General features: G+C 43.7%; 19 protein-coding genes and 1 pseudogene. 9 read left to right on the forward strand and 11 right to left on the reverse strand.

From position 1 onward, the window contains the following. Positions 1 to 19 precede the first annotated feature (19 nt). A complete protein-coding gene (locus F6K53_RS07385; RefSeq protein WP_293080284.1) occupies positions 20 to 1369 on the forward strand; it encodes a GTPase in 1350 nt (449 codons plus the stop codon). Between the two features lie 42 nt (positions 1370 to 1411). Here the strand turns inward: F6K53_RS07385 and F6K53_RS07390 are convergent, their stop codons facing one another. The 6 genes from F6K53_RS07390 to F6K53_RS07415 all read right to left on the reverse strand — a co-directional run bounded on the left by F6K53_RS07390 (position 1412) and on the right by F6K53_RS07415 (position 5504). Beyond that, the gene (locus F6K53_RS07390; RefSeq protein WP_293080287.1) at positions 1412 to 1606 is read right to left on the reverse strand and encodes a DUF433 domain-containing protein; all 195 of its coding nucleotides are present in this window, start codon (positions 1604 to 1606) and stop codon (positions 1412 to 1414) included. A gap of 90 nt (positions 1607 to 1696) precedes the next feature. Next, complete coding sequence (locus F6K53_RS07395; protein WP_293071638.1) at positions 1697 to 2728, reverse strand: restriction endonuclease; 1032 nt, start codon at positions 2726 to 2728, stop codon at positions 1697 to 1699. Further along, positions 2691 to 2843, reverse strand: coding sequence for a hypothetical protein (locus F6K53_RS07400; RefSeq protein ID WP_293071639.1), 153 nt, complete (start codon positions 2841 to 2843; stop codon positions 2691 to 2693). The genes F6K53_RS07395 and F6K53_RS07400 overlap by 38 nt, the downstream gene beginning before the upstream one ends. Positions 2844 to 2872: 29 nt before the next feature. Continuing rightward, a complete protein-coding gene (locus F6K53_RS07405) occupies positions 2873 to 4159 on the reverse strand; it encodes a DNA cytosine methyltransferase (RefSeq protein ID WP_293080290.1) in 1287 nt (428 codons plus the stop codon). Between the two features lie 4 nt (positions 4160 to 4163). Beyond that, positions 4164 to 4313, reverse strand: coding sequence for a hypothetical protein (locus tag F6K53_RS07410; protein ID WP_293080292.1), 150 nt, complete (start codon positions 4311 to 4313; stop codon positions 4164 to 4166). Between the two features lie 162 nt (positions 4314 to 4475). Next, positions 4476 to 5504 (reverse strand): alpha/beta fold hydrolase, encoded by a 1029-nt coding sequence (locus tag F6K53_RS07415; RefSeq protein ID WP_293080295.1) that lies wholly within the window; start codon positions 5502 to 5504, stop codon positions 4476 to 4478. Between the two features lie 48 nt (positions 5505 to 5552). Here F6K53_RS07415 and F6K53_RS07420 point away from each other — a divergent pair, with 48 nt between their 5' ends. After that, complete coding sequence (locus F6K53_RS07420; RefSeq protein ID WP_293024948.1) at positions 5553 to 5768, forward strand: hypothetical protein; 216 nt, start codon at positions 5553 to 5555, stop codon at positions 5766 to 5768. Next, the gene (locus F6K53_RS07425; protein WP_293024950.1) at positions 5765 to 6157 is read left to right on the forward strand and encodes a hypothetical protein; all 393 of its coding nucleotides are present in this window, start codon (positions 5765 to 5767) and stop codon (positions 6155 to 6157) included. The genes F6K53_RS07420 and F6K53_RS07425 overlap by 4 nt, the downstream gene beginning before the upstream one ends. Before the next feature lie 175 nt (positions 6158 to 6332). On the opposite strand, the pseudogene F6K53_RS07430 reads toward F6K53_RS07425, so the two are convergent. Together F6K53_RS07430 and F6K53_RS07435 are read right to left on the reverse strand one after the other, a co-directional pair. Further along, a pseudogene (locus tag F6K53_RS07430) lies at positions 6333 to 6497 on the reverse strand (S-(hydroxymethyl)glutathione dehydrogenase); the annotation flags it as partial. Positions 6498 to 6530: 33 nt separating this feature from the next. Next, positions 6531 to 6731, reverse strand: a complete 201-nt coding sequence (locus F6K53_RS07435; protein ID WP_293080298.1) for a hypothetical protein — start codon at positions 6729 to 6731, stop codon at positions 6531 to 6533. Positions 6732 to 6846: 115 nt separating this feature from the next. Between F6K53_RS07435 and map the strand changes: the two genes are divergently transcribed. The 3 genes from map to F6K53_RS07450 all read left to right on the forward strand — a co-directional run bounded on the left by map (position 6847) and on the right by F6K53_RS07450 (position 10467). Further along, positions 6847 to 7635: a type I methionyl aminopeptidase gene (map, locus tag F6K53_RS07440; RefSeq protein ID WP_293024954.1), complete on the forward strand. Its 789-nt coding sequence runs from the start codon at positions 6847 to 6849 to the stop codon at positions 7633 to 7635. A 203-nt stretch (positions 7636 to 7838) separates the two neighbouring features. Then, positions 7839 to 10043, forward strand: a complete 2205-nt coding sequence (locus tag F6K53_RS07445; RefSeq protein ID WP_293080302.1) for an S-layer homology domain-containing protein — start codon at positions 7839 to 7841, stop codon at positions 10041 to 10043. Between the two features lie 295 nt (positions 10044 to 10338). Next, the gene (locus F6K53_RS07450; protein WP_293024958.1) at positions 10339 to 10467 is read left to right on the forward strand and encodes a hypothetical protein; all 129 of its coding nucleotides are present in this window, start codon (positions 10339 to 10341) and stop codon (positions 10465 to 10467) included. A gap of 45 nt (positions 10468 to 10512) precedes the next feature. Here the strand turns inward: F6K53_RS07450 and F6K53_RS07455 are convergent, their stop codons facing one another. Then, positions 10513 to 11136, reverse strand: a complete 624-nt coding sequence (locus F6K53_RS07455) for a type I restriction enzyme HsdR N-terminal domain-containing protein (RefSeq protein WP_293024960.1) — start codon at positions 11134 to 11136, stop codon at positions 10513 to 10515. Positions 11137 to 11222: 86 nt separating this feature from the next. Continuing rightward, positions 11223 to 11417, reverse strand: coding sequence for a hypothetical protein (locus tag F6K53_RS07460; protein WP_293024962.1), 195 nt, complete (start codon positions 11415 to 11417; stop codon positions 11223 to 11225). 64 nt (positions 11418 to 11481) lie between these two features. Between F6K53_RS07460 and F6K53_RS07465 the strand changes: the two genes are divergently transcribed. Both F6K53_RS07465 and F6K53_RS07470 read left to right on the forward strand, forming a co-directional pair. Further along, positions 11482 to 11928, forward strand: coding sequence for a hypothetical protein (locus tag F6K53_RS07465; protein WP_366511330.1), 447 nt, complete (start codon positions 11482 to 11484; stop codon positions 11926 to 11928). Positions 11929 to 12162: 234 nt separating this feature from the next. Next, positions 12163 to 13581: an LCP family protein gene (locus F6K53_RS07470; protein WP_293080305.1), complete on the forward strand. Its 1419-nt coding sequence runs from the start codon at positions 12163 to 12165 to the stop codon at positions 13579 to 13581. 38 nt (positions 13582 to 13619) lie between these two features. On the opposite strand, the gene F6K53_RS07475 is transcribed toward F6K53_RS07470, so the two are convergent. Further along, positions 13620 to 14300 carry an N-acetylmannosamine-6-phosphate 2-epimerase gene (locus tag F6K53_RS07475; protein ID WP_293024966.1) on the reverse strand — a complete coding sequence of 227 codons (681 nt, stop codon included), beginning with the start codon at positions 14298 to 14300 and terminating at the stop codon, positions 13620 to 13622. Positions 14301 to 15572: 1272 nt separating this feature from the next. On the opposite strand from F6K53_RS07475, the gene F6K53_RS07480 reads away from it, so the two are divergent. Continuing rightward, entirely contained in the window at positions 15573 to 17396 is a 1824-nt protein-coding gene (locus F6K53_RS07480) for a peroxidase family protein (protein WP_293067999.1), read from the forward strand. Positions 17397 to 18606: the final 1210 nt, after the last annotated feature.

Below are 18606 nucleotides of genomic sequence, written 5' to 3' on the forward strand. Positions count from 1 at the left end.
GATTGAATAGGAAAACCTTATGAATAATACAGAAAAAACTGTTATTGCAGTAACTGGTCATACCAATTCCGGTAAAACAACTTTGATCAGAACGTTAACCAAGAGCAATGTCGGTCTAGTTGCTGACCAAGCACATGCAACAAAAAAGACTGAAACGATTCCATATGAGACTATGCAAGCCTGGTTCCTTGATTGTCCAGGTTTTGAGGTTCCAGATTCTTGTTTAGCCTATATGAGAGCTAAAAAACAAGGGCTTTCTCCAGAGATATTAGCAAACATATTTCCAAATGTTGATAGGATGAAATATGACCTAATAGCAATAGAAGGAGTAGAGCAAGAAGCAGATGTGGTAATATACGTTGTCGATACGTTAAATGATGTGCCGGAAACAGGACATGATCAAGAAATTGAACTTTTAAAGGAATTAAATAAGCCGATTATTGGCATTGGAAATAAAAGCATAAAAAGAAATGAACAGCATGTCGAACGAATAACTCAGTGGGAAGATTTTTTTAAACGAAACCATATCACTAATTACATTATGTTTGATGGTTGGTGGGATGATCCTGCCAAAGTTACTCAGATTTATAGCTATGTTGAAAATTTATTGTCTGGTCACAAGAAAGAAAGATATCGCATAGACCTTGCAAATTTCATAAATAGACAACTGGAAATTTTAAGGGAAGCTTCATATTTAATGTATGACTGTATCCAAGCATGCAGCAAAGCAAAAAGACAAAAGGGTATTGATAACACTTCACCAGAAAAGAATCTCATTGATGAAATACGTAATGAAGTTAAACAGTTGTTAGAAGATTTTAATGAAAACGTGTCAAACCTTTATGACTTAGCAGCAGACGATCCACTCAAAGGAGTTAATGACCTTAACTTTCATAAAAAAAACTTTTCAAAGCCTAAAGATGTAGTTGATGGTGCAGCTGCTGGTACAGGCATTGGGACTGGAATCGGTGGTGTTATAGGTGGGATAATCGGTTTTCTGATTGGATTGCCTGTTGGTGGTTTTACTGCTGGAGGAGCAGCGCTAGCTGGTATACAGGTAGGGGCTACTGTTGTTGGTTTATTGGGAGGAAGTATTTGGGCTGTATTATCTGTAAATAACAATATAGAAGTTTATCTCGACCAAAATGGTAAAAACTTTATAGCTACTACTTGCCTAGCCATTATATGGGGAGTGTCTTACCACGGTTACGGAAACAGCCCAACCATAGGAGAGAAAGAAATTGTTGGGCTTTTAGAAACAATTAAAAATTTCCAAGACAACAGATTTATTGTTTGGGATAAACTAAGGAAAAAACAGGTGTTTGAAGAATGTAAACAGTTTTTTGATAAAATAGAAGGTAGATTGTAAGGTGAAATGTGTAGCAAAGCTGACGGGGCGCTTGTCGTCTCCTCAGGAGCCATAGAGAAGTGCTGCCTGCAAATCATTTGCTTCTAAATCAGGCATTTCTGCTAAGATTTGCTCAGCAGTAAGTCCAGCTGCAAATAAATCGAGTATATCCGATACTCTAATTCTCATACCGCGAATGCAAGGGCGACCACCGCACTGTCTTGGATTAATCGTAATTCTTTTAAGCAAATCGGACATCTAGCGTTACTCCAGAATGGATTTTAATCTCGCTATATAGGGTTTATTATAGCTGGTAATATTGGTCGTAGTGCAGTGCTTTGTTAGCACTTATAGTCGATTGATAACATAAGAACTACTGTCATCTGATATCTCAATCACTTGATCTGACCATCGCAAATTTATTGACTTAGGATATTCAATTTCGATCTCTTCTATGCCCTGTATTGCTGGCTTTATGTATCTTTCAATAAAAACAGAAACCACCTCTCCGGCTTCCTGCTCCATGTGCCTCCACGCTTCTTCTCCGTGATAAAAAGCGCCACCACAGGCCAGATATTTCTCTGATAACTCAGTTAACCTATTCGAGGGTGTTGGATCTAAAACCAGAAGAACTGGTATAAAACCAGCAGCTTGGCTTTCTTCAGGAAATGAAAGCTCTTCACCAAATCTCCCCTGACCACTTGCAGCAATTGTTACTCTAAGTTTAAGTTCATAGGTTCTATTATTACTTGGAACTAAACAGTCTATTTGTCGCCCTTGGTTAGTAGGATTTCCATTTGCATCAAGTCTCTTAACTGGCGAGTTTTTCGCTCCAACAGGCTTGCCACCTAAGCAACTCGCTAATAGAGGTTGAAATAAATAGCCAGTTTCCTGGGCTGACCGATTGTCGATATCATAAATCCACTTCCTCCAAACCATCCAATTCGCCAGAAGAGTGGTATTGCATCCACCATACTCTAGAAGTGATCTAGGACCAATTTGATCCATGTTGGACATAGGCTGTGATGACAGAATTCTTTGATATTTAACTCTGCGCCGATGAAGAGCAGAGAGGTTTTCTATAAATAACGCAAAATCGTTATCCTGATTGAAGCAGGCTGTCAGTGCTGAGATCACATCTTCGGCACTGATATCAGATTCTGCTATGCTATCAAACCAGCTTATTGGAATATTGTAGTAGTCATCATCTGGTACATTGACTTTAATAATCTGAAGGTCATCGTGAGACCATCCAAGGTTATCAATAGCAATAGATAGTAGTGACGATAACTCCCCATCAGATATTATAACCTGAGCTTCACCTGAACCATGCATTTTGCATTTAGAATACAAGTTTTTTATGAAAGCAGTATTTTTCATAGATTATCCAAACAATGTGTATTGATTGGTTTGATATCATGTCGGGATAATTACCCTTAATAAAAATCTCCCCATCTCCCCATCTCCCCATCTCCCCATCTCCCCATCTCCCCATCTCCCCACCCTCCCTCTAATTATGGGTATTCAACCTGACTTGATATTATTGGTTTCCATCAGGCTATTAAGCAAAATTTCTGTATTTTTTAACGCTGGGCTCATAGCTCCTGCCTTTGTAAGCAAAAAGCCAAGCATGCGACCTTCATTGTATTGATCGCCCTCGAAGCCATAATTATCACGGATATGTTCAGCAAATACACGAGCCAAAATTGGTGGAATTGCATTGCCTATTTGCTGGATTTTATGAGAGGCATTCCCACAAAATACAAAATCATCTGGAAACGTTTGAATTCGCGCTGCCTCTCTTATCGTTAAAGGTCTGTTTTCCACTGGGTGTATTAACTCTCTTGTGGCAGCACCAGTGATGGTTAAGCTCGGCTCATTTCCCATCAGTCTTTTAAGTCCCGATGGCGCTCCACCTCGCTTTTCTGTGGGCATACCATCAGCAACGCGCCTATTTGCTCTCTTCTTAAATGACTGATGCTGTAGTTCCTCTGGCAAATCCTTCATGGTTTGACCTGGCTTTAAGGCAGTAATTCTTTTTAGCTGGATGCCGTTAATAATTGGGTAGTAATGGTCGGATATTTGTGTGGCATTTCCACGAATAAAAGAATCAAAATCATCTTGAGGAGGCGAGGTTAAAGGTATTAGTAGAGTGCCCTTATCTTTTGTTGCTGGCGGCAAACTGTTTATTGCGTGAGAAATAGTAATGTCAGAGTTACGGAATAGTTGACCGGAAACTTGAAATTTTGGTGCTGGCATTCTAAACTCATGCCCCAACCTATTCCCGATGATTAAAACTCGCTTTCGTCTTTGTGGTACACCGTATTCTTGAGAATAAATTTTCTCAATTATAATCCAATAACCGAGCTCAATGAACGCCTTAGCGGCTTCGTATACATATTTTCCTTTGTTGGAGGTAAGTAGCCCTTCAACATTTTCCATAATAAACCATTTTGGCTTCAAAATAGTTAGTGCTTTAACGTATTGTTTAAGCAAATTATTTCTTGGATCATCCCAGAACCTTGAGCCCGCTGTGGAGAAGCCTTGACATGGAGGTCCCCCTATCAATATGTCGAGTTCCCCTGGTTTCATTACTATTTCAGAAAGAACCTGCCCAAAATCTACGTTATCGATATCCTCATTGCTACATAACGACTCTGGAAAATTTCTTCTATATGTTTCAACTGCTGCCGCATCTTTATCATTTGCATAAAGAATTGAATATCCAGCTTGTTTAAACCCAAGAGAACATCCACCTGCACCGCAAAATAGACTAATAGCCGTGTGTTTCATTAATTGAACAACTTCCAATACATCATGTCAAGCATATAGCAATTCTACGACTTGTGAGGTACAAATTTCGGGTTTTTAGGGAGCAGGGAGCAGGGAGCAGGGAGCAGGGAGCAGGGAGCAGGGAATCGGGAATCGGGAATCGGGAATCGGGAAAAAAATGGTTGTACCTCACTAGGCTATAATAGGCTATATTAAACAGCTGAGAGCTGAGAGCTGAGAGCTGAGAGCTGTTCGCGTAGCGTGCGCGTAGCGCTTAAGCTGAATGCTTACCTGCTCCCTAAACCCAGGACTAAAGTAGCAAAAAAGTCGCTGATAACTGGGATAAAAGCGATCGCTAAATAAAATCCTGAATCACTGCTGTTACCGCTTCATAATACTCTTCAGAAATACCTAACGTTCCAGCTAATCGAACGGTTTGCACCTGTTCTAACTCCGCCATTGCTATCATTTCAGCTTTTGACTTAGGTGGTGCATTTTTCGCTAATATAATTAATACGGGCATGGGAACAGAATCTAAAAGCTGCAAAAATTCCTCCCGATTAGCTACAGGATCGATTGCGCCAGTAACAAACGCAGCAGGGGCATATCTGCCGCCATCTTTGGAAGTAATTTGATGTTTTTGGGCGATAAATTCCGGAGTTAGTTTGGTTTCATCCACATAGACGTGGCGTTTATACATCAAGCGCAGAAACGAAGGAGTAGTGTTGAGATAGTATAGAGTCTGACCTAACCAAGGCGATCGCACTAGGTTTTTTACTCCGTTTCTCACTCCATCGGGTAAACCCATTACTCTTAACGGTCCTTTCCAAGTGGGAGCCACTAAAATTAGTTTAGAAATACTATCTGGATTATCTTGGGCAAACTTTAAAGCGTATCCCGAAGCATGACCGGCAGCCATTACAGCAAGTTTCGCCCCCCTAGCCCCCCAACTTTGGGGGGAAATTGAGTTAAAGTCCCCCAGAATTGGGTGATTTAGGGGGCTTGTAGCTCTCGGTAGTGAGGTCAATTCATCTGAAAACAGCTGTAAGCTAATTGAGTTATTATTAAAAACAGAGTTAACAAAATCTGCTAATAACTGCTGAAATAATACGGGATTGTAATCCACAGGAGGGCATTGAGACTCGCCAAATCCCAACCAATCTAGAACCGTAACGTGATAGTTGGTAGCGAGTAGATTGGCAATACCTTTCATTTCTGTGCGACTAGAAACCGTACTAAAAGCAGGAAGTAACAGTACCGGGTTTCCTGCGCCAATGGTTTCGTAGACCACTTGATAGTGTTTGTCTTGCCAATTCCAGTTGTAGAAATTTTTGGTACCGCCAATACCAGAGTTAAGCTCAGTGGGATTAGTTGTTGTAGTCATAGTGATAGGGCTGCATCTGATATTTGTAAATCTATAACTAAAAGAAGTGTGGTGATATCGGGATATCGAGAGATAGGGGATATTTTTAGTAATGAAACAAGGGGTTCAGCAGGGAACCTAAAGATTGAAGCTAATTCCATCTTCCTTAACAACGAGGGAATCATCGCAGCAGAAACAGCAGGAGACCAAGGCAATATTAGGCTGCAAGCTGTTGATATCCGACTGCGTAACCAAGTTTACCACCGACTCGAGAGGATCCAGTGATTAATGCCCACAGAACAGTGAGGTGGCGAACTCGTCCTGGGTTAGCCAGCAGCAGACAACAATTACGGCAATTACAGCAGCAACAATCATCAGTGATATCCCCTCAACCTCCCCAAGACAAAAAAGTGATTATTGAAGCCCAAGGCTGGGTCAGAGCAAAGGATGGCACGATTATTCTGACTGCGCAACCGTTTAGGGGTACTCCTGTTGATCAGATATTTTCTAATCTTGATTGCCATTCGGGAGTCGGGAGTCGGGAGTCGGGAGTCGGGAATAGAAATTGTCTTAACCTTTACTTCGACTGCTATAACCTGCTTCGACTGCTTAAGGAACTGGAGCTGACAACGGTAACGAGAATTGTATTAGTTGAATTTGATGCGATCGCGTAGCGGCTCTAAAAGAGCATCGCTAACTGATTGCGATCGCGTAGCGGCTCTAAAAGAGCATCGCTAACTGATTGCGATCGCGTAGCGGCTCTAAAAGAGCATTGCTATAGCGCTACGCGCAAGGCAGAAAGCAGAAGGCAGAAGTTGGCTCTAACAAAGTTTTAGAGGTAAGAGCCTAACCTTCTGGATCTGCGCCAGACATGGTATAGGCATCAGTATGGCATACTCCGGTTGCTTTAATTTCCACCATCACCTCACCCGCCTTAGGTTCGGCTACCTGAACCGTTTCAATGGATAAAGGCTTGCCTGCTTCAAAAGCTACTGCGGCTTTGACCTCCAAAATCAACTCCTACTTGCTCTGATCAACTGACCTATTTTATTGAAATATTCTGGCTTTGGATAGCAAGCAAAAGAGGAGGTAAACAGGATTTTTACCTGATCCGAGTTCCCGATTCCCGATTCCCGATTCCCGATTCCCGATTCCCGATTTCCGATTCCCGATTCCCGATTCCCGATTCCCGATTCCCGATTCCCGATTCCCGATTCCCGATTCCCTAAAATCCACAATATACTTCATTTATTGCTCTCATGCCAACCCGCGTTAATTAGGGATCCTATTATTGTACAATTAAAAAAACCACAAATAGTATAATTTTTCCCTGGTTTTGGGGTAATTGACGGAATAAAAACTCATGGCAGCTGAAAGAATTGTGCTCTTATCCAGTAGAGAAATAGCTAAAATGCGTCTTGCTGGACGCTTAGCCACTGCACTCTTAGACCATTTAGAACCCATGGTTAAGCCAGGGGTAAGCACCCTAGAGATTAATGATGAAGCTGAGCGTTGGACAAAAGAGCATGGAGCAATCAGTGCTCCCTTAGGCTACCAGGGCTTTCCTAAATCTATCTGTACCAGTATCAATGAAGTTGTTTGTCACGGTATCCCTAACGGTAAGCAAATCCTTAAAGATGGGGACATCATTAATATTGACGTAACACCAAAGCTGGATGGATATCACGGGGATACCTCTAGAACCTTTTTTGTTGGTACCCCCTCACCCCTAGCAAAAAAGCTGGTGGAAGTTACTGAAGAATGTATGATGCGGGGCATTGCTGAGGTCAAGCCAGGAGCAAGGGTTGGTGATATTGGTGCTGCTATCCAAGAGTATGCCGAGTCCAACGGCTTTTCCGTAGTGCGAGACTTTGTTGGACACGGGATTAGCAAGATTTTCCATACAGCTCCCCAAATTCCTCACTATGGCACCCGAGGGAAAGGAAAACGCCTCCGGGCTGGGATGGTTTTCACTATCGAGCCCATGATTAACGAAGGTACCCACGAAGTGGAGATATTAGCTGATAAGTGGACAGCTGTAACACGCGATCGCAAACTTTCTGCCCAATTTGAACACACTATAGTTGTCACCCCTGACGGTGTAGAGATTCTCACCTTGCCAGAACAAGAAATCCAGAGTAAATCTGCTTAAGTCTTAATGGACATTTACTGAAAATCGAGCTTAAACTGTGAGATATAAGCAATAAAAGCAGGCACACTATCTGGGTAACAATTCTTAAGAGTATTTCTAAAGAAAGTTAGCCTCCTGCTCAGGAAATTAGCAAGTGGTGAACCCTATGATGGGTGACACCGCAGTTTTGCTGTGTTCTTAAGCGTTTTGGGTAATCCTAAATTATGGCAACTCTATACGTCAATCCAGCTACTGGAAGTGATAGCGCTGATGGTAGCGAATCTACGCCCTTTAAAACTATTACCAAAGCCTTCGAGTCAGCTGGTTCAGGTGACGAGATTCAACTAAAACCTGGTACTTATAATACAGCCAGTGGTGAAACCTTTCCGCTGAAAGCTCCCTCCGGTGTACAAATTATAGGTGATGAAGCAAACAAAGGCAAGGACATCTTAATTGAAGGCAATGGGTTGTTCAACACCCGTTTCGGTGGTGGTCAAAACGTGACCCTTATCCTAGCTAAGGATACCGAACTCAGGGGAGTAACAATGACCAATCGGGAGCGCCGAGGCACTGGTGCCTGGATTGAGTCTGGTAGTCCTGTTGTTGCTAATTGTACCTTCAAAGAGTGCAATCGTGAAGGGGTTAATGTGACAGGTGAGGCCACACCAGAAGTTAAAGATAATAATTTCATTGGTAGTGGTATAGAGGGTCAAGGGATATCGATTACCAGGGATGCCAAAGGGAACATCCAAGGGAATACCTGTAAAAAAATGGGTAATGGCATTGCTGTTGATAGTAATGCAGCGCCAAGGCTGGTCGAGAACCAAACCTCTGAAAACATCTTTGGGATAGTGGTTTCTGGGGACGCTCGACCGATACTGCGTAAGAATCGGATGGAAAACAACGACAGATTTGGTCTGTCAGTTTCGGGCAAGGGTTTGCCAGATTTGGGAACCACAGGAGACCCAGGGGAAAACGTACTGCGTAACAACGGTGAGTTTGATTTAAAAAATTACACCACGGTTAAGCTGATTTCAGTGGGCAATTTTTTAGTTGCCTCAAAAGTCAGTGGTCCGGTTCAAATTGATGACGCGATCACTAAGGTGCCTGATGATACCGATAAAGACACTGATACCGATAAAGACACTGATACCGATAAAGACACTGATACCGATAAAGACACTGATACCGATAAAGACACTGATACCGATAAAGACACTGATACCGATAAAGACACTGATGGAGAAAAGAAAAAGTTAACCGATATTGCCGGTCATTGGGCAGAGGATTTCATCAAGGGATTGTACAGTAAAGGATACATTAGTGGCTTCCCTGATGGCACCTTTCAGCCAGAAAAAACAATGACCCGTGCTGAATATGCGGCCTTGTTGGTCAACGCTTTCAATCCTTCAGCTGAAAGGGATGCCAAGGATTTCAGTGATGTTGCTTCCAATTATTGGGCTTACGAAAAGATTAAACAAGCCTATCGTGGTGGATTCCTGTCTGGCTACCCTGGGGGGACATTCAAACCCGCAGACAAGGTCCAACGTGCCCAAATAATTGTTTCACTAGTGAATGGGTTAGACTTAACGGCTGCTAGTCCCAATGCCTTACAAGCCTACGATGACAGCGGTTCCATTCCTACCTACGCCATTGAGGCTGTCAAAACCGCAACCAAAAAAGAAATTATCGTAAATCACAGCAATCTCAGGCAACTCAACCCCACTCGCAATGCTACCCGTGCTGAAGTAGCTGCGATGGTTTATCAAGCCTTGGTGGATGCTGGAACAGTCAGCGCCATTACTAATCAATATATTGTCAAATTTGACGACGACGGGATACCCACATTCGCAGACATTCAAAACCACTGGGCGAAAGAGTTTATTCAAGGATTGTTGGCAGAAGGTATGATTTCAGGTGTTGACAACAGTAACTTTAAACCTAACGATAAGATCAACCGTGCTCAATATGCTGCCTTGATTAGCAAAGCCTTCAACCCTGCACCGAAAGCGGAAAGGCCAGCCAAGCAATTCAAAGATGTCAGTGATAAGTCTTGGGCTAAGGATGCAATTCAAAAAGCCTATCGCGGTGGATTCCTCTCTGGTTACGCTAATGGCAACTTCGGACAAGCCGATAATGTTAAGCGAGCGGATGTGATTGTTTCCTTAGTAAATGGTTTGGGTTTAAACGAATCAGATCCCAATGCTTTGGATCTCTATGATGACAAAGGAGATATTCCCAGCTATGCCACAGATCAAGTAATAACCGCTACTAAAAAACTGATTGTGGTCAATTCCCCTGACCAGAGGAAACTCAATCCGGTGCGTGAGGCCACTCGTGGTGAGGTAGCTGCGATGGTTTATCAGGCTTTGCTGGATCAGGGCACACTAACCGCTGCTGTGAATAGTGAGTACATTGTGGTTGGTTGATTTATAGTTTCGATCTCACGGGAGTTAGATCAACTAAATCTTTCTGAAAACATCGGTAGCCTGCTGAGTGCAGGCTTTTTTTTGTATAGCGCCATAGCTGTAAGCGATTGACCGTAGGTCACGCTACGCGATGGTCCAATGGAGCCGCTACGCGAACGCATTTCGATTTAGCTATCAGCTATCAGCTATCAGCTAAAGGCTGAATGCTTATGACGGCTGAATGCTTATGACGGCTGAATGCTTACCAGAGAACAGGGAACAATGATTTTCCAAGAACCGATCAGAGGTACAAATCATGCATAACAATCGTAGAGCGATGCTCTTAAGGCCAAAGGCCACGCGGGGCGCGTTCAGAGCCGCTACGCGATCGCTTACAGTCAATTTTATTCCCCCTACTCCCTACTCCCTACTCCCTACTCCCTAAAACCTAGGAATAAAGTACCTCACAGCACTTGAGAACTCCTATAGTTCACATCACTACCAATTCAGCAATGCGCTTAAGGATCCTAAGCACATTATACCAGTCATTGCCACGATAGAGGGTAAACTCATCGGAAAGAGCATACATCGGTCTACCGGATTTGGTTAGTTTCAAAAACCGGAAATTAGTACCATTAGTCACCAAGCCAAAACTAGGGCGCAACTGATTAGGATTAGCCATCATGTAGGTCAATGCCTGAGGAATTGCTGACTTGAGAGAGAATCCAGCTTGTTTTGACTCAATCACTAATACCCAAAACTGGTCTTGTAGCACCAGCACATCAATACGCCCTCGCAGGATTTCGTGCTCCTCAACAGCGGAAATCTCTATTGCAGCCTCTGTCTTGAGGTGAAAGGGAGAACCATAAAAGCCCGCTAGTCCTAACAAGGGAGACAGCACTACCATTTTGACAATGTCTTCCACCATCGGATACTGTTCCAGGTATAGCATGTGAGCCTTAATTTGCTCTAAGGACTGCCGTTCAGTGTCGCTAAGTTCTGGTAACTCGTCCTGCCACTCTCGGAAAAATTGGTCATCCTCTGCTGGGGTGAGGTCAAATTTGACCTTCACATCATGCAAGGTAAGTTCTGTTACTTGAATCGTCTTCACCATCAGGATTGAGCCAAGGTCTGTCTTAACTTCTTGGAAAACCTATGATCGCCGACCGCGAAAGCTAGTTAGGGCTTACCACTAGTTTGTCAGTTAGACTTCCCATAGCTCCAGGCTCGACCTACTAATGCGATCGCTAAAATCACCGTTGGAGCCAGGATACCAATCAACCCATTAACGGATGTAGCGGGAATGGGTACACTGGGAGCAACGTATTTAATAATAACAGCTATTATCGTGGATAGGATTACGAGTTTGATAATGAAGGTTAGCTGATTATCCATGTTGCCATTGCCCTATTGCTATTACTATATTATTGCCATTGGTGAATAACCACTAGGTAATGTCATGATAAGAGGTAAAACTACCAAGTCATGGGGTTTGAGCGATTATCAAGGCAAGCTACGGATGAAACAGCATGTGAAAAACACTAATTCTACCGAAAATCAAGATATTCAGCGCCTACAGCTATTTATTTACCTTGTCCCCATCTTTGGCTTGTTTCCAGCACTGTGGACATTGTACCACTCTCAGGGAACCAGAGAGGAAAAAACGGTGAGTCGCTTGTCGGTCACCTTGGCCTTTGGTTGGTTGCTAGGGTACAGTTTATTATCAGCAGGAGCACAATTGTCGGAATTTTGGACATTACGCTTGCTGTTTCTCAATGCTATGCTGACATCTGGCTATTTTCTGGTCAGTTTCGCTGTGATGGTGCGCTTATGGCAGCGCCAGTCACCACGCTTGCCTGGGATTAGCCGGATCTCTGAAGGAATCCTGGGCAAGTATTTGTCCTAGTTTAGGGGTTTACTAAAAGAAATAATGTACTCTAATGATGGTTTTGACTGACGGATTGGGCAAGGTTGATCGAAAATTTACCTGATCAGGCAGCAACCTGTTATAAAACCTGCTATAGAGTATTAATACTAAACCTTAAGATGGAAGATCCAGGTCAACCATGTGAAACCGGTCAGGAGTGAATAGTCTTCTTCTGTCAATACCATCCCTATTGCCTGTGTGTGAGGAAGCCCAGTGCCAGTTCAAAGAACTTATCGAAAACGCCGTGTAGTGAGAAGACCTACTCGCCCCGTTCGCAGAAAAAAGGTAAAAGTCAAGCGAGGGAATTTGCTCTGGCTTTGGCTAGGTTTTACCGCAGTGGCAATGTCATCTGCGGCAGCAGGTGCAATGCTAGCTGTATCCCTGGCAAGTACCCCTTTGCTGCAAAGTGAACTGACTCCGGACGAGAAATCTGTATTTAACCAAGAGGAAACCATCTCCAGCAACACCATGCACTTGCCGGAGTTGACTCGACCAGTTAATATCTTATTTCTTGGTATCAAAGTCCTAACCTCTGATCTAGATAAACCCCCAGAAGTAGACCTGGGATACCACGCTCTGGTCAATTCCTTAGAGGGTTTGTCAGATACCATGCTCCTGCTACGGTTTGACCCAGAGGGGGAAAAAGTCAAAGTTCTTTCCATGCCTCGTGATACAAAAACTCGTATTGAGAAACATGGTAACATTAAGCTCAATGCTGCCAATTATTTCGGTGGACCTGCACTCACAGCGAAGGCGGTCAGTGATCTTCTCGATGATGTGGCCATTGACCGTTATATCCGAGTAAACGTTCAGGGTGTGGAAAAACTGGTGGATGCCTTGGGAGGAGTTACGGTCTATATTCCCAAGGACATGAAGTACACTGACCACTCTCAACACCTTTATATCAACCTCAAAAAAGGTAGACAGCACCTGAATGGTGAGAAGGCGATGCAGTTCCTGCGGTTTCGCTATGACAAATATGGGGATATAGGTCGAGTTCAGCGGCAACAAATGCTGATGAGGGCATTGGTAGAACAGGCACTAAAACCTAGCACTATCGCACGAATCCCACAAATACTCTCAGTTATTCAGTCCCACATTGACACCAACTTAAGTATAGAAGAGCTAGTGGCATTAGGGGGTTTTGCCACCAAGACGAAACGAGCCAATGTCCAAATGCTAATGCTGCCTGGTCGGTTTAGCAACGATGGCAAGAAACAAGCCAGTTACTGGTTGCCAAACCACCGCCGCATCCAGGAGATGGTGGCTCAGCACTTTGGTCAAGGCTATGGCTACTACTCCAATGCCAACTCCACATCCCTGCGGATTGCGATTCAATACACTACAGATTCTTCTCAAGTCGCTAAGGCTATGCTCCGCAACCTCAACCGAGGTGGCTACCAGAATGTTCGTATTGATCAGAAATTGTCTAGGGAACCATTGCGCACCACTCGCATTATTGCCCAACAGGGAGACGATGAAAGTGCTGGCACTATCCGTAACTATTTGGGATTTGGGGAAGTGCGGGTAGAAAGCACTGGCGCTCTTTCCTCAGATATTACTATTCAGTTGGGTCAAGACTGGCTACAGAAACTGGATTCTCAAGAAAAAGATAGGTTTTCCAGCTTCTAGCAAGGCTAATTATAGGGCTAGTGGACAGTTAATCCTACTTATAATAACTCGACAAAAGCCTTAACTTGCAAATCAATGCCAGTAATGGCAGTGCCGACAACAACCGCATAGGCTCCCAATTCTAGAGCAGTTTGAGCCATCTTGGGGGTGGCAATACCTCCTTCGCAAATGGCTGGGATATCTAAATGCTTCACCAACTGGCTGAGTAGGCCAAAGCCGGGAGGAGAGAGATGGCTGGTTTGAGCAGTGTAACCATAGAGGGTGGTACCAACTAAATCCACACCGGCGGCTTGTGCTGCGATCGCACTCTCAAGGGTATCCACATCTGCCATCACCGGTTTACCCAGTGTATCGTGAATCTGCTTAATTAAATCTTGAACTGTTTCCCCTCCAGGACGTTCCCGTAATGTGGCATCAATGGCAATAATATCAGCACCAGCGGATGCGATCGCTTTAGCATGGTGAAACTGGGGAGTAATATAAACCTCAGACTCCGGTAACTGTTGCTTCCACAAGCCAATAATTGGAGCAGTGGGACATTGACTACGGACAGCTGCCACATGGTCAGGTGTATCAATACGCACACCCGATGCCCCCTGATTTATCGAAGCTTGTGCCATAGCGGCAATCACTAGGGGGTGGTGCAGGGGTGAGTCACGGGGTGCCTGACAAGAAACAATTAGACTATGACGAATTGAATTGAGATAATTAGCTGCCATGTTGTTGGTGGTTACAGTAAGTGATGATCGATATATAGAGGTTTCACAGCATTTATAAAATAGGTAAGCTACAGAAGTTTTGGATTTTAGGGAATCGGGAATCGGGAATCGGGAATCGGGAATCGGGAATCGGGAATCGGGAATCGGGAATCGGGGAAAAATTATGTGTAGCTCATAAATCTAATAACCGTTATATAGTAATTGGTTTAAGCACTGGGTTTATTGTATTATATTACCTCCAGATAATTACCCTTAATAAAAATATTACCATCTCCCGATCTCCCTATTTACCCATCTCTCCATCTACCAGCGCCACGGACTCTTACGGAGATCTGCTTGGTAGTTGTATGTGTTTTGTTTTGACTTTATCGCTTTTTAAAATCAGGTCATTTTAAGGGTAATTATCATGTCATTGAGTCTAATTTTATGCTGAATTTCAGTCTTTATATTTCCAGTTATAGCTGATTAATCAAGCTTTGTTGCCCAAGCAGAATTTCCACCAGTTTTTCGTTGATAAACTGGCGCGATTCCTCAGCCAAAAGACGTAGAGTGGCTTTACTCATCAATGGCTACTTTAAATTTTATGCTTTTGTCAACCCCTATACCTAAATCCTTACACTATATTTATCTACAATCAAGATTTATTGGCTTGACAAGATATTGATTTATTGTGCGTCTGTAAGCATTCAGCCGTCAGCTATCAGCGTGTCGCGTATCAGCTAATGGGCTACGCCCACGCTACACCGAACAGCTAAAGGTCTGTGGCCACGCTACACCGAACAGTTTATGCCCATAGCTTAGGCTACTAATGGTGCTTGTGAATAAAATAAGCTGACGGCTGACGGCTGATAGCTGAATGCTTACGTGCGTATCTATCCAGATAATCTTTAATTAAAGAATTAAAGATTCTGTAAAAATTTTTTTTTTTTGCGGTAGATATACGAAATCCAGCTATCTTAAAATTAGCGGCAATTAGCAGTAATTTTTAATCTTGACTATGGGGAAGTTACGGAAAAAATATGTAGCTAAAATAAATAATTAATCGCTCTTATAGCCCGTTTTAAAAATTATTTACTGGCGATAAATGAGGGAATTACTTGAGGAATTACTTTAGACGAAAACCTCTGAATCTTGGGGATAACTAAAGTAAACTACCCGCATTTACCAAACCATGTAGCTACTTTTCAAACACCTTCTTAGAACAGATAGAGTATTTTACTGCATCTACCACATTAGCGGTTGGGATGCAATCTTAACCTAAGTACTAACCTTATGAAAAATCATTTATCTAACTTAAAAGTGGTTAGAAATCTCAAGCCTCGTCAGCTTGGTCTAGCAGTAACCACTTTCGCTGCCCTAGGATTTACCATGTCTGTGCCTGCTGCAGCAGGAGAATTTCGCACCATTAACGGATTTGGTAACAACCTAAATGATGCCACATTGGGTCAAGCGGAAACAGAACTGCTTCGCCTTCTAACTCCTGCTTACGAGGATGGCTTCAATGCACCAAGAATAACCGGTAGCACCGGCAATCTTCTGCCTAACCCCCGTGACATTAGTAATACGATTGTGCCCCAGAAGGAATTAGTACCTAATTTCCTGAACGCCAGTGACTGGATCTGGCAGTGGGGGCAGTTCATAGATCACGACTTGGATTTGAATGAGGGAGGCTTAGATCGCTCACCAGAAGATTTCACCCCCATCCCAATTAACCCTATTGACATTGCTACTGGTCTTCCGGATCCACTCGCGCCATTGATACCCTTGATCAGGGTTCCTGCAGCTCCAGGCACTGGCACTGGACCTGGCAATCCGCGCCAGCAGATCAACCAGCTAACTTCTTTTATTGATGGTTCACAGGTCTACGGATCTGATTCAGTGCGGGCGGAATTTTTGCGTACTAATGACGGTAGTGGAAAGCTCAAGAGCCAGAGTATCAATGGCCAAGAGCTACTGCCTTTCAACACTGGCGGATTTCCTAATGCCAACACTACCCCTCCTATATCAGGAGAAGAGTTGTTCATCGCTGGCGATGTTCGTGCCAACGAACAAATTGGCTTAACCGCAGCTCACACTTTGTTCGTACGGGAGCACAATCGTCTGGCTGAAGAACTTGCTGAAAAAATTGACGCTGGCGACCCGGTCATTTTGGAGAAGTTACATCAGTCAGGACTTGATCAAGGCGACTTTATCTACGAATCAGTCCGTAAGGTCGTTGGTGCTCAGATTCAGGTAATCACATACAATGAATTCCTACCGCTGCTCATGGGGGATAGCCTTTTGGAGGATTACTCTGGCTACGATCCCACAGTTGACCCACGTATCAGTGTGGAATTTGCCAATGCTAACTTCCGCGTTGGCCACACTCTTCTCTCCCCAGAGCTTCAGCGCATTAACAATAACGGCACTTCCCTCGGAAGTATCTCCCTTGCCGATGCCTTCTTCAATCCCCAAGAAGTGATTGATAATGGCGTCGATTCACTGTTTTTAGGTTTAGCTTCCCAGGTGGCTCAAGAGGTTGACAATCAGATAGTGGACGAGGTGCGGAACTTCCTTGCCCCGATTGCCACCGGTGGCTTTGACCTTGCTTCAATCAATATTGCGCGGGCAAGGGAAGTTGGCCTTCCCGGCTACAATCAGGCTCGTGTGGAACTCGGTCTGGATCCGGTCACTGCCTTCTTGACCACCGATACCGAACTTGGCATTACTTCTAACCCAGAAGTAGCAGCTCTATTTGAAAAAATCTACGAGTCTGTAGAGGATGTGGATTTCTGGATTGGAGGAATATCTGAGGACTCCTTCAACGGTGGCTTGGTCGGTGAACTATTCAATACGGTCATCTCAGACCAGTTCAGGCGGGCACGGGATGGTGACCGGTTCTTTTTCCTCAACGATCTTGAGCATCTGCTGGCCTTGGCTCCAGATCTAGAAAGCACTCGCCTCTCGGACATTATTCGCCGAAACTCAACGATTACCAACATCCAGGCTAATGCTTTCGTTGTCCCAGAAGACGTGCCCGAACCTAGCACGATCATTGGCTTAGTTACACTCCTAGGTTTAGCAGCTATAGGGCAGCGCTCAGGAAATAGGAAATAGGGAATAGGGAATAGGAAAACAGAGGGGTCTGATCAGGGTAGGTTTTTAACAAAAAGGTGAGTGTGGGGTCTAGGGGGTGGGGAGTGGGGAAAATAGAAGGGAATTCCGAGTTACCCGAGCAAAAACGTTCCTTCCGCAACCTGATTAAACCGTGCCTTCTTGATGCAAAGCGCGAGTGGGGAAAACCCCCGTCAGGCCACTGGATCGCTACCAACGTTTCAAGCTCCTGATGTTTACCAACACCCTATACCCCACACCCCACACTCAGTAAGGCGCTCAATGCTATTTGTCACCCCGTCATCTCCCTATCCCCCCACAGGGCAAACGCATCTTATTTTTGTACATGCTGGCGGGGCAAGGATTTCAGATATCGAGTGCTGTTTTTAATCAGTTGGTAAAATCCTTACTGGATAAGGGTTTTGGAATTTAGATGGGTTTGCCCTGTATCCCCCCAGGGTAAGCTCATCTAATTTGGTATAAAATGTACTTGACACAAACTATAGTGTATTTTATAATAATCCATCGAAGTCAATCAAGGGGGGTAAAATTCAAGCTACAATCCTTACCGGGTAATAGTTCCAGCCTATCAGTTACAAAAAGATAGATGGTGTTTTGAGCACGACCATAGAGGTAGTTATAAGGGTTTGAGCTTCCATAACATCATTCGTAGGGTCAACTTGGAAGTTGATCTTCCCTGAGATAATTGGCATCAAAGCCTTAAACTATCTTTAATATAGCGCATAGTCTGCCATCTTTGGAATAAAACGACTCGTGAAGTTCAATTTTATCTAACTTCTATGTTAGGGGATTAGTAAGTTCTTTGTTGTGCTATTCGTCAACATTGGGGTATTGAGGATCAACTCCATTGGAGTTTAGATACTATTTGGAATGAAGATCAATGTCAGATCCTTTCCTTTCATAGTCCTCGGAATTTTGCTCTACAAGGAGCGGGCGGATAGCACTTAATGCTCTTAATCAGGAGAAAACCTTCAATAGCAGTCAACACCTTAAAAGCAAACAGGCTCTTATGAGCAATGATTATATCATGACTGTTATCAGTGTTAACTTATAAGATTTTGAAACAGCCCTGTTTAGTAAGGGGGGAAGGCAGGGTAAGCGCAAGAATCAATAAGCCTAGGCTTATTGATAAAAAAACCGCGCCATTCTCAACAAATTAATTCTATTGCGAGTACAGTTCTACGAGATTATA

It is taken from the genome of Moorena sp. SIO4A1 (genome assembly GCF_010672065.1).
Taxonomy (GTDB): Bacteria; Cyanobacteriota; Cyanobacteriia; order Cyanobacteriales; family Coleofasciculaceae; genus Moorena.

Coding starts and splice junctions, on each gene's coding strand:
- F6K53_RS07435 (WP_293080298.1), bottom strand. CDS start 6,731: ATGAAGTATATTGTGGATTTTAGGGAATCGGGAATCGGGAATCGGGAA.
- F6K53_RS07480 (WP_293067999.1), top strand. CDS start 15,573: ATGAAAAATCATTTATCTAACTTAAAAGTGGTTAGAAATCTCAAGCCT.
- F6K53_RS07390 (WP_293080287.1), bottom strand. CDS start 1,606: ATGTCCGATTTGCTTAAAAGAATTACGATTAATCCAAGACAGTGCGGT.
- F6K53_RS07460 (WP_293024962.1), bottom strand. CDS start 11,417: ATGGATAATCAGCTAACCTTCATTATCAAACTCGTAATCCTATCCACG.
- F6K53_RS07400 (WP_293071639.1), bottom strand. CDS start 2,843: ATGGGGAGATGGGGAGATGGGGAGATGGGGAGATGGGGAGATGGGGAG.
- F6K53_RS07445 (WP_293080302.1), top strand. CDS start 7,839: ATGGCAACTCTATACGTCAATCCAGCTACTGGAAGTGATAGCGCTGAT.
- F6K53_RS07450 (WP_293024958.1), top strand. CDS start 10,339: ATGCATAACAATCGTAGAGCGATGCTCTTAAGGCCAAAGGCCACGCGG.
- F6K53_RS07465 (WP_366511330.1), top strand. CDS start 11,482: ATGATAAGAGGTAAAACTACCAAGTCATGGGGTTTGAGCGATTATCAA.
- F6K53_RS07415 (WP_293080295.1), bottom strand. CDS start 5,504: ATGACTACAACAACTAATCCCACTGAGCTTAACTCTGGTATTGGCGGT.
- F6K53_RS07395 (WP_293071638.1), bottom strand. CDS start 2,728: ATGAAAAATACTGCTTTCATAAAAAACTTGTATTCTAAATGCAAAATG.
- F6K53_RS07385 (WP_293080284.1), top strand. CDS start 20: ATGAATAATACAGAAAAAACTGTTATTGCAGTAACTGGTCATACCAAT.
- F6K53_RS07455 (WP_293024960.1), bottom strand. CDS start 11,136: ATGGTGAAGACGATTCAAGTAACAGAACTTACCTTGCATGATGTGAAG.
- map (WP_293024954.1), top strand. CDS start 6,847: ATGGCAGCTGAAAGAATTGTGCTCTTATCCAGTAGAGAAATAGCTAAA.
- F6K53_RS07475 (WP_293024966.1), bottom strand. CDS start 14,300: ATGGCAGCTAATTATCTCAATTCAATTCGTCATAGTCTAATTGTTTCT.